Source organism: bacterium (assembly GCA_019695305.1).
GTDB lineage: Bacteria > UBA10199 > UBA10199 > UBA10199 > JAIBAG01 > JAIBAG01.
The window spans coordinates 76359-90565 of sequence record JAIBAG010000010.1 but is presented as its reverse complement, the minus strand read 5'-3'; the positions used below and the strand labels follow the sequence as shown (position 1 = coordinate 90565).

Genomic DNA, 14207 nt, shown 5'->3' with positions numbered 1-14207 from the left:
TACAAACTATCGAAATGGCCTTAAATAATAGGCCAAAAAAACTTCTAGATTATCAAACCCCTCTAGAAGTTTACACATCTAAAATAGCTTCACACCTTTCTGGTGCTTCTATTCGTTGAATCCACCCAACTCAAAAACTGATAACAAGCTGTTATCGGTTTCTCTTAAAAATCTCATTTTTGGCGTACCTTTTTTGCTTCTTTAGTCGATAATAACTCTATTGGCTTTTTTGTTTCATGTCGATTTTATAAAGGAATGTTATATGAGAAAAATTTTATTATCGTTTATTGTTATCATGTTGGTTTCGGCAAAAGTTCATGCCATCACTATTACCGTAGATCTATCTAATGATGAATTTGAGGCCGACTATGCTAGCGATTGTACCGCTGGTGTTGATTGTTCTTTTACCGAAGCCTTAAAACTGGCTAACGATACCCCCGATTTAGACACAATTCAAATTGCCGATACTGTAGGCCCTATTCAAATACTGGCCAATACCAATTATCGTATTGTGGCCCCGGTACGCATTGTAGGCTCGGGAAATGCAAAAACAGTTATTGATGGTACAAGCGCAACAGATCAACCTTTCACGGTTTATACCCAAGCATTTTTGTCGGGTGCTAGCAAATATGTTCAGTTCAAAAATATAGAATTTAAAAATTTTACACATATTCACTCATGGGAGTCTGCTATTATTTCTTTTCAGGGTGTTGGTCGTCTTGAATTGGATACTGTGAGCATGATCAACAATGCTTCTGATTATTATGGTCCCGTTCAACTAAGCGGTGCTGATAGTTTATTAACCATTAGTAATTCGGAATTTATCAATAATACAAACAGACTGAGTACGGGAGGTGTTATTTTGTCCGACCAGGGTACTGTGACAATAGTGAGCAGTACTTTTGACGGTAACACCTCTGGTGGTAACGGCGGGAGCATATATGTTTCACGAGGTGCACTTGTTGCCATAGATACTGTTTTTAGCAACAATCATGCCGGTTCACCGGTGCCTCGAGCGCATAGTGGTGGTGCTGTATTTTTAAATTTGAGTCACGGGGCATTTACTAAAACCAAATTTATTAACAATGAGGCTAAATCATATGGTGCCGGTCTTGCTGTTATTGAGGAAACTGCATGCCCGTTGTCATTTTGTCCCACTCCTCTCAATATTAATATTAGTATCCAGAATTCGGTTTTTTCAGATAATAATGCTGTTTTGGGAGCGGGTATTTATCTTAAAGATGCCGTATCGGATGATCATAATATTCATGCTTCTATTATCAATTCCAATATCATCAACAATTTTGGTCGCTCTCAGACGGTACCAGCGGTAGTCCCTGGGCAAGGTGCTGGTATCTATGCCAATAACGTAGATCTGCGCATTAGCTATTCAACAGTGGCTAATAATACGGCCTCGTATCAGGGTAATTTTGTGCCAGGAGGGGGTATTCAAATTGTTGGCAATAAAGAAGTGGGTATTAAAGCGTCCATTATTTCGGGAAATACATCCTTTATATTACAAACAGTGGATGGGGAAATTCAGGCTCAAACGGTTGCCAGCGATTGTTTAATACAATCTACAAATGCTTATAGTGCTGGCTACAACGTATGGGGAAGTACTTGTAACTTAATTAACAGTACTCCCAATGCCGATGCCACTGTTGAGAGTGCGGGTTTTGGTCCTGCTCTTCTTGAAAATGGTTTTGCAGTGGCCTTGCCTTTAACAAACGATAGCCCGGCCGTTGATTTTGCCGAGAGCACAGCCAAACATTGTGAGTCTCTTCCTGATTTTACAACCTTGTCAGTTGTTAGTGTTCCCACCGATTCTCTTGATACAGCAAGGCCTGTTGGTACTTATTGTGATGCCGGAGCTTATGAACTCAATTGTTCTTCTTTGGCAGCTTATTATCGCGATGTCGACGGTGATAGTTATGGAACGGGAACGCCCGTATTGCTCTGTTCGCCTCGTGCTGGCTATACGGTACGTGAAGGCGATTGCAACGATGCCGACTCCTTTGCGTATACCTCGGTGGCAGACGAATCGTGTGATGGACATGACAATAATTGCAATGGCGAAGTTGATGAAAATTTCCCCGATTCGGATGGTAACGGCATTAAAGACTGTTTGGATGTAGAACGTTGTGATGGTGTAGACAATGACGGGAATGGTGAAGTAGACGAAGGTTTTTCTGATATTGATGGCGACGGTATTAAAGATTGCGCTGATGTTGAAACCTGCGATGGATTGGATAATGATGGTGATGGTTCTGTAGACGAAGGTTTTGCCGATGCCGATGGTGATGGTATTGCCAATTGCATGGATAGAGAAACATGTGATGGTATTGATAATAATGGCAATGGTCAAACAGATGAGGGTTTTGGAGATGTTGATCACGATGGTATTGCCGATTGTGTGGATACCGAGGAATGTGATGGTTTTGATAACAACAATAGCGGACAGATTGATGAAGGTTTTCCCGATGCCGACGGTGACCAAATTGCCGATTGTGTTGATGTAGAAATATGTGACGGTTTGGATAACAATGGTGATGGGAATGTAGATGAGGGCTTTGATGCAAACGGTAATGGAATTTTGGATTGTTTGGAAATTCCTCAAGAGCTTTGCAATGGCATTGATGATGATGGTGATGGCCAGATAGATGAAGATTTTGGCGATAACGACGGTGATGGTATTGCCAATTGCCGTGACGTGGAAACCTGTGATGGTATTGATAATGATGGAAATGGCATTGTTGATGATGGTTTTGCCGATAGCGATTTAGATGGCATTGCCAATTGCCAGGATACCGAAACCTGTGATGGTATTGATAATGATGGAAATGGCATTGTAGATGAAGGTTTCGATGTCAATGGTAATGGTATTGCCGATTGTGCCGAAATTCCCGTTACTCCCGTAGAAGTGTGCAATGGTTTGGATGATGATGGCGATGGTCAGGTGGATGAAGGCTTTGCTGATACCGATGCTGATGGTATTGCCGATTGCCGAGATGCCGAAACCTGTGATGGTATTGATAACAATGGCGATGGCCTTTTAGACGAAGGTTTTGATGATAGTGATGGTGACGGTATTGCCGATTGTGTTGATATTGAAGAGTGTGATGATTTTGACAACAATGGTGATGGTCTAATTAATGAAGGTTTGGATTGTTCTACGCCCACCGTAGAAACTCCCGCTTCAGAGACTCCTGCCAGCGAAACCCCTGTTGATGATCCTGCTGATACTGGAAATACCCCCGTTGCCGGTGGCAAATCAAGCGGTGGTGGCTGTAGCATGAACCAACAGGCTAATTTTCAATCGTGTGCAGGGGCAGTGCTTCTGTTGGCTTACTTGGGTCTGTATTATGTAAAAAGAAAAAGGCTATCGCAGATGATTTAATACTAAGTCGTCACTAGCTTCATGATGAGGCTTTTACCGGCGCCTTATACAACAGGGCACATGGCTACGGTGTTGCGAGTGTTACTTGTTGTTTGTAAAAAATTGCGACATGCAGAAAATAAAGAACCCCTTAGTGAAAACTAAGGGGTTTTTTACTTTGGCCGACGACCAAAAGTAAGAGAACAAGTTGTTATCAGATTTTTGTGAATTTCCTCGTTTTATAAATCCTAATTTACACATCAAACGATGAGTAAAGTGTTGAGGTGAAAAAAAAGGAGATAAGATATGAAAACAAATAAAATGTTTATGATAGCTTTAACGGTTTTAGGTTTAACAATAGGTGTTTCTAGCCCCATTTTAGCGGAGGATAATGCAAACGCTGATTCTAGTAATACTGGCGATACAAATGCCGGTAGTACTGGTTCGGGTAGCGGGGATACAACCACAGAGCAGGATCCTCACGGACAGGATACTAGTGGTGGTGCAGGTATGGCTGGTGATGGCCCTTTTAAAACAACCCGTACCTGTTCAACTGGAGTTGTTGTTTCGACCTGTAAGAATGATAGTGATGGAAAAAGAAGCGTGAAGCTTTTTGGTGGTGCCATCGATATCGCAATCGATCTTTATGAACCATATAATCCAGATGAAGAAGATATGACTCCTGAAGAAAAAAAGATTCTTAAAAAATATGGCCCAGTACTTAAAGCCATGCAGCAGGAATTACAAGCAATTCATGAATAACTAAAGACTGAATTGTTAAAAGCCCCTTGGTGAAAACTAAGGGGCTTTTTTTATTCCATTTCTTCGCGATCCCCAACACCAAAATAAATACAATCGGGATGATGAAAGACGAGGGCGGAGACGGAGGCTTCGGGTTCCATCATCATACCTTCGGTAAGCTGTACGCCGATTTCTTCGGGCTTAAGTAATTTCCAAATGCCGGCCTGGTCATCCAGATTAGGGCAGGCGGGATAGCCAAAGCTGTAGCGCTTGCCGTGGTATTTGGTGACAAATCTATCTTTCATGGTTGTATCCGGGGCATCTGGAAAACCCCAGTCTTCACGTAAGCGTTGATGCAACCATTCGGCGGCACCTTCGGCGGTTTCTATTCCCAGTGCTTGTAGCGCGTGCGATTTTAAATACTCGCCCTTGTTTTTATATTCTTCCGAAATTTCGCGCACACCCGTGCCGGCGCCGACGACGAAGAGAGCTACTTGATCGCGCTTGCCGTCTTTTTTAGGGATTACATAATCAGATAAACACAAGCCGTCCTCTTTACGCTGACGGTTGAATTTAAAACTATGAACAGGTGATATGGCCCCCGGTTTAAACAAGTGAAGCGTATTGCCTTCGGCTTCGGCCTCAAAAAACTGCCACACGGCTTTTACTTTCATGAATTTGCGTGCTTCGTCTTTAATCGCTTCAATCGTTTCATTCAGCTCAATCGCTTTTGGGTCGCGCTCGGCCAGTTTATTTTCAAAATTTCCTTTAAAACCCATATGACGCACATAGAGCATCTGGGGGTTGATGTAACTCCAGATAAGATCAAGCTGAGGAACATCACGTACCTTGCGATCGGCATAGGGCATCGCAGGGATCGTAATATCGCTGCGCACGCGGGTAGAGCGAATGGTTGTCTCTGGAAGTTTTTCTTCCTTTTTAGCTGTATCCGTTCCTTCGGGCATATTAAGGAAGTTAGCTTCCAGATTTTTCCGCGCCTCCGGGTTCATGATTTTATTCGCTAAATCTAAACCCGTCATCGCGTCTTTGGCATAGAGCGTCAGTTTGGTATAGCTAGGCGCAATTTTTCCGCGTGTAAATTTATCGGATAATGCGGCACCTCCCACCATGATGGGTACGGTAATGCCGGCTTCTTTTAAATCGCCGGCGGTGATGGTCATTTGTTGTGCCGATTTTACGAGGAGGCCAGATAAGCCGATGATATCGGGCTTGTGTTCTTTGTAGGCTTTAATCAGTTCTTCGGGCGGCACTTTAATGCCCAGATTAATCACGTCGTAACCGTTATTTTTAAGAATGATCTCGACTAAATTTTTGCCGATGTCATGCACATCGCCTTTTACCGTGGCAAGCAAAATTTTCCCTTTAGCCACTACATCGGCTTTTTCCATAAAGCTTTCCAAATGGGAAACGGCAGCTTTCATGGCTTCGGCCGATTGCAATACTTCGGCTACAATTAATTCATTGGCATTAAATAAACGTCCTACTTCACTCATACCGGCCATGAGCGGGCCGTTGATGATGTCGAGCGGCTTGGCTTCTTTTAATTTTAAATCTAAATCAGGCACAAGTCCGTCTTTGGTGCCTTCAATAATATAATTAGCCAAACGTTCATCGAGCGAGAGATTAGATTTTGGTTTCTTGTCTTCCTTTTTAACAGCATTTCGGAAATGTTCAGTGATGAGGGCTATGTATTTTTGATTGTTGGCGGCTTTTTCTTCTTTGCTTTGCTTGCGCCAGTCTTCGCTTTTGGGGCCGTTGAATAAAAGATCTTCCGCTAATTTCTTTTCTTCATCCGGTATTTTAGCAAAGCGTTCCAGTTTTTCGGTATTCACAATAGCTAAATCGAGGCCTGCTTGTGTGCAATGATACAGAAATACAGAATTCACCACTTCGCGTGCCGCAGGAGGTAAGCCAAATGAGATGTTAGAAATACCAAGCGTGGTTTTACAGTTGGGAAATTTTTGTTTAATAAGACGGATGCCTTCAATAGTTTCTACCGCACCGCCAATATAGTTTTCATCGCCGGTAGCGCAGGGGAATACGAGTGGATCAAAAATAAGATCTTCTTCGTTCAGCTTATATTTTTCGGTCAGTAATTGATGTGAACGTTCGGCAATGGCCAGTTTGCGTTCGCGTGTAAAGGCCTGGGCTTGAACGGGATCTTCATCAATCGTACCGACGACTACAGCCGCACCGTATTTATGAATGAGTGGCACAATGTGCTCAAATTTTTCTTCGCCGTCTTCCAGATTAATCGAGTTAATGAGTGATTTACCCTGGCAATACGTCAGTGATTTTTCCACCGCTTTGCGGTCGGTGGTGTCGATCATGATCGGCGCTTTGATTTTATTGATGAGGAGTCCGTAGAAAGGATCGATATCGGGCAACTCATCGCGATCCGTCGATTGCAAACATACATCAATCACATGCGCCCCATTTTTAACCTGGCGGCGGGCAATATCGGTAGACTCTTCCCACTTTTCGGCATTCACCATGTCTTTAAACAGGCGCGATCCAATCACGTTGGTGCGCTCGCCGACGAGGAGGGGGCGATTATCATTGGTGGCTTCTACCGCTTCGGTACCCGCATAAAAGCTGCGGCCTTTTTGCCCGTTAATTTTGGCACGGGGTTTTTTACCAATCACCATTTGGCTGATGGCGGCGATATGTTTATTTGTTGTGCCGCAGCAGCCGCCAATCATATTCAGCCAGCCGTTATCCACAAAGCGTTCAAGCTGGCGTGCTAAAGATTCGGGAGTTTCTAAATAATTACCGTCTTCATTGGGTAAACCCGCATTGGGATAACACGATACGCGTGTGGGGCTTAGCTCGTGAATGGTGCGGATATGGTCCGTCATAAACTCCGGACCTGTAGCGCAGTTTAAACCAATCGCAAATAAATCGGCATGGGTGAGTGAAACAACCAAAGCATCCGCTGCTTGGCCAGCCAGCATGGTGCCCATAGGTTCGATGGTGCCCGAAACCACAATCGGTAATTTGATGCCGGTTTGTTTAATAGCTTCATTCACCCCGATGATACCAGCTTTAATATTGCGCGTGTCTTGGCAGGTTTCTAAAAAGAGTATATCGGCGCCGCCTTCAATTAAAGCAATTGTTTGAATTCTAAAATTATCAATGAGTTCCTGAAAGGTGACTCCGCCTGTGACCGAGATCGCTTTTGTAGTAGGGCCAATGGAGGCTGCCACAAAGCGGGGTTTGTTGGGTGTTGAAAATTCTTTAGCTGCCTTTTTGGCAATCTCAACTGCTGTCTTGTTAATGAGATAAGCTTTATCGGCAAGCCCGTACTCGGCTAATACCAGTGGTGTGCCGCCAAAAGTATTGGTTTCTACAATATCAGACCCCGCTTCATAGTATTTGCGGTGTATATCTAAAATAACATCCGGACGGGTCAGTACTAAATTTTCGTTACATCCTTCAAGGGCTGCGCCTCCAAAATCATCGGCGGTAAGGTTGCACTGTTGAAGCATGGTGCCCATGGCGCCGTCTAAAACAAGGATGCGTTCTTGGGAGAGTTCTGTAAGAAGTTTGGTGTTATTTGACATGGCGAGTATCTAATAAAAAATGGCAGGCTATACAAGGAGTTATTAGGGTTTAAGCGTGTGCTCAAGCCAGGCTGTTGAACAGTATTCTTTGTAAGCGTTATCATGATTTTTAGATTGGATAAGCATAGAAGCAAGCTGCCGGCCTACAAAGTTCGTTGTCAAATAAACCCAAGGTTTTTTTAGGTTCATTTTGGCCGGGGGGTTAAATTTTGGATATACAATATCTTTGGCTAGACACATGCTGCCAGCAAAATCATTGTCGATTAAAGGTTTGTAATACTCTAGGATTATATTTGTTGTTTGTTTGGGCAAAAAAAGATGAGCGAATTGAGTGACTTCTTTATATTGCGTTTTCTTTTTTGACAGGAGAGTGCTGATTTCGCAGTAAGCAAATAAAAAATCCATACTTATGGCTTGCCGAAGTTGATTAGCGCTTTCTGTTGTATTTGGAGCTATGGCAAATGTTTGTCTTTTAAATAGTATGTTCAGTTTGTAGGAATCTTGCAAAGATTCCTGAGCGATTAAATAACTTATAAGTGAAAATGGTTTTGTTTGTAAGGCTAGTCCCAATTTCGTAAGGAGATCTACATATAAGATAGCCTCATTAAGGTTTTGCTTAAGGTAAGCATCCGTTATTTTGAGCAACAAAAGATTCTTTAAATCAATGGCTTTATGAACAGGTGCAGCCACATTCTCTTTTATAGTTTCACATAAATCGTTTTTTTGTGGTGCGTAAAAAAGGGTGCTGTTTTTTGCCAAGCTTTCCCATTCATTTAAAATTAATTGATGAGTTTTTAAAAAGTTTTGCAGTATTAGCTTTTCTTGGGCTGTTATTGAGTTGATGTCTACAGAATCATAGTCGTTGTTATTATTTTGAGTGTCACTATTTGTGGCTAGTTTATTCTCAATACTATCTAAAATAATTTCGATGGTTTCGTTGTCTAAATCGCTAAATTCAAGTGAGTTGATAAAATCATAAATATTCACACCATCAGGTTGTTGGCTTGCCTCGTTTTTGAGTTGATCAATCCATTGTTGATCGCTGACAGATAGAAGAATATCTTTTGTTGTGAATGAGAGGTAAACTATGTATCCCTTAAAAAGGATTGTGGTGGCAATTATGAGGCTAATGAGTATTCCTAAAGTAACTAGAATTTTTTTAAGCATGCCGGCAGGTTAGTTTTAAGAGTTTTTAGAAGCAATATTTTTTTGGAGGTTTTATGGGATTTTTTAAAAAAAAATGGGAGCGTTTTTTACAGGCTGATAAGCTGAATCAGTGGGGTATTATTTTAGGAGTTGTGTATGGTTTGGTGGCTCAAGTGGCTGTACGTACCATGATGTATTACAAGTTTGCTGAAATTCCCCAAGATGCAACGAAAGAAATCTTAACTTATCCGTGGATGATCATGTCTTTAGGTTATGTGTTTGTGCTGCCTTTTGTTGTTGGCATTATTGCTGTTTTTTATTCTTCTAAACCTATCCGCATATGGAGTGCCCTTTTTCTTCCCTGGATACCCATGTGTTTCCTTTTGTTATTTGCTCTTTTGGTGGGTTGGGAAGGTTCCATTTGTTTAATTATGGCGGCGTGCATTCATTTGCCTTTGGCAAGTATTGGCGGGCTTGTAGGCTGGCTGGCTCGTGTTTTTAAAAATAGTCATGGTCGTTTGGCGACGGTGATGATGGGTTTCTTTTTGGTAGCGCCCGCGAGTTCGGCTTTGGTAGAAAACCAGCTTGTCTTGCCCACAAAAGAACGCATTGTTAAAACCGAAATTTCTATTGAGGCCAAGCGCGATGTGATTTGGCAGCATATCATCCGCGTACAAAAAATAGACGAACCCATTACAGGCTTTTTTTACACCATGGGTTTCCCAAAGCCAATTGAAGCTGATTTAAGTTTTGAAGGCTTGGGTGGCGTGCGCCGTGCGCTGTTTGATAAAGGGCTCTTTTTTACCGAAACCATTACCGAGTGGAAAAATAAAGAAGTAATTGCGTTTTCCATTAAGGCCGATCCCAATGCTACGCCTTTAACAACATTAGATGCCCATGTGGTGCCTGGCGGGCGTTATTTTGATGTGCTTGAGGGAAAATATGAAATTGAAATGATAGATGAGTCGCATGCTATTCTTCATCTTCAAAGCCGTTATGAGGTATCTACGTTTTTTAATTTTTATGCCCAGCTCTGGGGTGACTTTTTAATGCGTGATGTCCAGAATAGTATTTTAAAAGTGATTAAGAACAGGTGTGAAAATAAAGGACAGAGTTAATCGGCAATTTTCCAAGCTCCCTTTTCTCGGAAGGCTTTTATGTTTTGCCTTTTAGCGGCATTAAGTAATGTGTTTAAACGAAGTTTCTTGTTTTTGGCATATTCCGAAAGGGTAATAATGTTTTGTCCTTTTAAATAAGCCAGTCTTTTATGCAGCGATTCTGTTAATGCTTTTGAAAAGATCTTTTCTGTTATTTTGGTATTTTTGTTTTTTTGGTATTCCGCAAATCCCTTCATGTATTCCTTTTTTTCTTTATTACGAATAATAATACCTGGAAATCCAAGATGTAAAAGCTGGTAGTTAACAAGTATGCGTCCAATGCGGCCATTGCCATCGTTGAAGGGATGAATGGTTTCAAATTTGAGATGAAATCTTGCGATTTTATCGAGAAAATAAGTTTCATAATCGCTATTTTCTTCGGTCAGTAGTTCGTTTATTAATGCAGGGAGGTGTTCGGGAGGTGCCGCAATGTGTTTGCCAACGCGCACATATTCCCCCTTTATTCGAAGTCGTCCGGCGATTTTGTCGTTAATGTTTCCTAAGAGCAGCGAATGTAGGGTAAGTATCATGTCGAGATTCAGTTCTTTTTTATGGGCATGGTTACGGATGTATTCAGTGACTCGTGCCAGATTTTTAGCTTCAAAAACTTCACGCACATTCATGCGGCGCGACACTTCCATTTCGAGCAGAATTTTTTCGGTTTCATCTAATGTTAAAGTGGAGTTTTCGATGGCATTGGAATTGTAAACACTCTCCGGTATTTCTGTTTCTTCAATAAGAACAAGGAGAGATTCTTTTCCTGGGCGTAGCTGATCATATTCTGCTTTTAATTTGGCTATTTGCGTTCGAGTGGGCTTGGTGGTGGCCATGGGGCACTATCTCAAATTCACTATTTTTTGTCAATTATTAGTGAATATGTACATTTAATTACGTAAATTCACTAATAATTGATTTTACTGCTTATTTAAAGCTGACCCAATTTGTATTCATTTTATTAGTATTAATTTTAATATTAAATAAATTATATTATAAATCATATATTTATAAATATATATGTATTCAAATGAATACACTTTTGTCTTTTTTATCTTGTTAGAAAGGGGGCTTTTGCATACAAGTGAGTCATCAAGGCGAGTAACCGGAAGACAACATGGGGTGGTCAAACGGTAGGTAAGCCCTGAAACACGAAAATGAAAAAACAAAGTTTAATTAAAAAAGTAGTTTTTACAGGAGCCATCCTTGCCGGTATGGTGGGAACCAGTTCGGCATGGGCTGCTTCCACTTTAAATGTTGATCAAAACGATCCTGCCTGTAGCGATGTGGCCGGTACACCGTACTGTACCATTCAAGCCGCTGTTACGGCTGCCGTAGAAGGTGATACCATCAACATCGCTTCTGGTACTTATCACGAAAATGTTCTTTCTGCCGATAAAGGTCTTATCCTTCAAGGTGAAGACGAAGCCACTACTATTATTGATGGTGGTAATGCTGGTACGGTTGTTAAATTTCAATCGGCTACCGATCGCGATGTAGAATTGCATGATCTTACCCTTCAAAACGGTAAAAGTTTGAACGGTGGTGGTATCTATCACGATAGCGGTTCTCTTGTGATTGAAAACTGTTCGATCATCAGCAATGAAGTAACAGCCGGTGGTTTGGGTGGCGGTGTGTTTTTTACAAACGGTGAACTGAGCATTAGCGATTCGCTCATTGAAGATAACCTGGCCCCTGGTGCTACGGCCGGTGGTGTTTTTGTGGCTACGGCTACCGTAAATGTTAAATCGTCGTCTATTAGTCATAATCAGGCCAATGTGATTCCCGGACTTTATCATGCAAGCGGTATCCTTCTTATCGAAGACAGTCAGCTTGATGAAAATACATCTACTACGGCAGGTGGTGGTTTGTATCATGCTGCTGGTAATCTTACCTTAAAGAATAGCTCGGTTTCTAAAAATATAGCGGTGGGATATCCCGGTATTTTAAATGGTATGGGCAGTGTGACGATTTTAGATTCTAATATTGATGACAACACGTCCAGTAACGCTCTTGGTGCTCTTTATCATACCGATGGTGAGCTGGTGATTCGTCGCTCAAGCATTAGCCGTAACGAGGCTGTGGGTTATACCGGTATTTATCACGGTTTGGGACATATGATCCTCGATCAAACCCAGGTGGATGATAACGTAAGCGTTGGTGCTCCTGTTGCTGGTATCATTCAGGGTACGGGTAATGTGGAAATTATGAATTCTAGTATCAGTGGCAATACAGCTACCGATTATGTGGCTTTATATTTCCCGGCTACAGGAGGTTCGGTTTCCATTACCAATTCTCATATCGATAACAACGAAGCAACCGGCAGCTATGGTGGATTGATTAACGCTAGTGTTGAAATGGATGCTACAACGGTACTTAACAATAAAGCCGCCGGAAACATTGCTGGCTTGTATTTGACTGGTACATCGGTTGAAATTAGTAACTCTACCATTGCTGGAAATGAGGCGGGTTCTAGCGTTGGAGGTCTCTATGTAACGGCAACTAATGCTACACTTACAAACTCTACTGTAAGTGGCAATAAAGCTAAATCGAGTGTGGGTGGTTTGTTTATTGCCGGTAATTCCGAAATTAGTTCCTCTACTATTGTTGATAATATTGCCGATAGTGATAACGACGCTTCGGGCGATGTTGGTGGATTGTATAACGCGGGTGGTACCATGCTCATCCGTAACAGTATTGTTGCTAAAAACCAGGATTTAGGCGGAGAAGTTCCCGATTGTTTTGGTGCCATCACTTCCGATGGTTATAACTTAATTGGCGACAATACAGCTTGTACGTTTACCAGTTCTACAGGTGACTTAATAGGTACAGCTGGCAGCTTGATTGACCCCTTGTTAGAAAGTTTGACCGATAACGGCGGTGCTGTCCCCACAATAGCGTTACAGGCTACAAGCCCTGCTGTGGATGCGGCTAATCCTAGTGGTTGCGAAGATGCTGTGGCCAGCGTGTTAACAGTAGATGCCCGTGGTTTTGCCCGGGCCATTGATGGTAATGCCGATGGAGTAGCTGCCTGCGACATGGGTGCTTTTGAATTGGGCCACTGTGGTGATGCTTCGCTCGAAACCGGTGTAGAAGAATGTGATGATGGTAACGTGGTGGATGGCGATGGCTGTTCATCGGCCTGCACCATTGAAACTCCTGTTCCTTCTACCTCGTCCGGTTCGTCTGCCGGTGGTTGTTCCATTAACCCCGCGCAAACTCAAGCCTCAGCTATGGCGGTGGTTTTTGCCTTAGCGCTTGGTGGAATCACAGTTTTACGCTTACGTAAAAAAATCCAATCGCTTGAATAAACGACCCTTCAAGTGAACGGTACTTCAGTAAAAAGGTCCCCGCATGGTGCGGGGACCTTTTTTTATTCATTAATTTTCTACAAACAAATCGAGTGCTGGTGTGGTGCCGGGGATGGTGGTGTACTTTTCGAAATTGGTATACCCACGCGTTTTTAAAAAATCTTCATCTAAAAGAGTTTGCCCCGTCAGTTCTTTTGGAGGAGTTATTAAAATTTCGTAGGCGGCGTCGGCCATAATGGCCGGTGTGCGCGAAATTTCCATACCGGTTTCTCCCATAATCATATTCACCGCGGCTGTAGCAATAATCGTGCGGGGCCATAATGAATTAACAGCAACGCCTGCTTCTTTTAATTCGGCGGCCATGCCAATGGTAGCCATGCTCATGCCGTATTTGGAAATAGAATAAACCACATGATTGCCATACCATTTTGGATTTAACGAAAGGGGAGGTGATAAATTGATAATATGGCCGCCATTTTTTTTGAGATGAGGGATGCAATAGTGCGAACACATCAGTACCGCTCTTACGTTAATATCGAGCATCAAATCCATACGCTTGGGTGGGGTAGATTCGAGCTGTGTTAATTGAATAGCGCCGGCATTATTAATAAGTCCGTCAATACACCCAAATTTTTCAATAGTTTTATTCGCCATCTCTTGCACGCTTGCTTCGTCACGCACATCCACCTGCAGAGGAAGAGCTGTGCCTCCTAAAGCTTCTACTTCCTTGGCAACCGAATAAATGGTGCCTGGCAATTTTCCTTCGGTTGTCGATTTGGCAGCGAGTACAAGGTTAGCTCCATCTTGAGCCAGTTTTAAAGCGATCTCCCGGCCAATGCCGCGGCTAGCGCCCGTGATAATAATAGTTTTTTTGCTGAGTTTTGACATAAACGATATT

At 42.4% G+C, this 14207-nt stretch carries 8 protein-coding genes; 4 read left to right on the top strand and 4 right to left on the bottom strand.

From position 1 onward, the window contains the following. Positions 1-262 precede the first annotated feature (262 nt). Together K1X76_06530 and K1X76_06525 are read left to right on the top strand one after the other, a co-directional pair. The gene (locus K1X76_06530; protein ID MBX7148726.1) at positions 263-3397 is read left to right on the top strand and encodes a hypothetical protein; all 3135 of its coding nucleotides are present in this window, start codon (positions 263-265) and stop codon (positions 3395-3397) included. A gap of 285 nt (positions 3398-3682) precedes the next feature. Then, entirely contained in the window at positions 3683-4138 is a 456-nt protein-coding gene (locus tag K1X76_06525) for a hypothetical protein (protein MBX7148725.1), read from the top strand. 50 nt (positions 4139-4188) lie between these two features. Here the strand turns inward: K1X76_06525 and metH are convergent, their stop codons facing one another. Both metH and K1X76_06515 read right to left on the bottom strand, forming a co-directional pair. Then, positions 4189-7701, bottom strand: coding sequence for a methionine synthase (metH, locus tag K1X76_06520; GenBank protein MBX7148724.1), 3513 nt, complete (start codon positions 7699-7701; stop codon positions 4189-4191). Positions 7702-7743: 42 nt separating this feature from the next. Then, positions 7744-8868: a hypothetical protein gene (locus tag K1X76_06515; GenBank protein ID MBX7148723.1), complete on the bottom strand. Its 1125-nt coding sequence runs from the start codon at positions 8866-8868 to the stop codon at positions 7744-7746. A gap of 239 nt (positions 8869-9107) precedes the next feature. Between K1X76_06515 and K1X76_06510 the strand changes: the two genes are divergently transcribed. After that, positions 9108-9965: a hypothetical protein gene (locus K1X76_06510; GenBank protein ID MBX7148722.1), complete on the top strand. Its 858-nt coding sequence runs from the start codon at positions 9108-9110 to the stop codon at positions 9963-9965. Here the strand turns inward: K1X76_06510 and K1X76_06505 are convergent. After that, positions 9962-10834: a Fic family protein gene (locus K1X76_06505; protein ID MBX7148721.1), complete on the bottom strand. Its 873-nt coding sequence runs from the start codon at positions 10832-10834 to the stop codon at positions 9962-9964. The genes K1X76_06510 and K1X76_06505 overlap by 4 nt on opposite strands. A 321-nt stretch (positions 10835-11155) precedes the next feature. On the opposite strand from K1X76_06505, the gene K1X76_06500 reads away from it, so the two are divergent. Then, a complete protein-coding gene (locus K1X76_06500) occupies positions 11156-13309 on the top strand; it encodes a hypothetical protein (GenBank protein MBX7148720.1) in 2154 nt (717 codons plus the stop codon). Positions 13310-13378: 69 nt separating this feature from the next. Here K1X76_06500 and K1X76_06495 read toward each other — a convergent pair whose 3' ends face one another. Then, positions 13379-14197 (bottom strand): NAD(P)-dependent oxidoreductase, encoded by an 819-nt coding sequence (locus K1X76_06495; GenBank protein MBX7148719.1) that lies wholly within the window; start codon positions 14195-14197, stop codon positions 13379-13381. Positions 14198-14207: the final 10 nt, after the last annotated feature.

Bases quoted from the DNA above. Each gene is read 5' to 3' on its own strand.
- K1X76_06530 (MBX7148726.1), top strand. From the start codon at position 263: ATGAGAAAAATTTTATTATCGTTTATTGTTATCATGTTGGTTTCGGCA.
- K1X76_06525 (MBX7148725.1), top strand. From the start codon at position 3,683: ATGAAAACAAATAAAATGTTTATGATAGCTTTAACGGTTTTAGGTTTA.
- metH (MBX7148724.1), bottom strand. From the start codon at position 7,701: ATGTCAAATAACACCAAACTTCTTACAGAACTCTCCCAAGAACGCATC.
- K1X76_06515 (MBX7148723.1), bottom strand. From the start codon at position 8,868: ATGCTTAAAAAAATTCTAGTTACTTTAGGAATACTCATTAGCCTCATA.
- K1X76_06510 (MBX7148722.1), top strand. From the start codon at position 9,108: ATGTCTTTAGGTTATGTGTTTGTGCTGCCTTTTGTTGTTGGCATTATT.
- K1X76_06505 (MBX7148721.1), bottom strand. From the start codon at position 10,834: ATGGCCACCACCAAGCCCACTCGAACGCAAATAGCCAAATTAAAAGCA.
- K1X76_06500 (MBX7148720.1), top strand. From the start codon at position 11,156: ATGAAAAAACAAAGTTTAATTAAAAAAGTAGTTTTTACAGGAGCCATC.
- K1X76_06495 (MBX7148719.1), bottom strand. From the start codon at position 14,197: ATGTCAAAACTCAGCAAAAAAACTATTATTATCACGGGCGCTAGCCGC.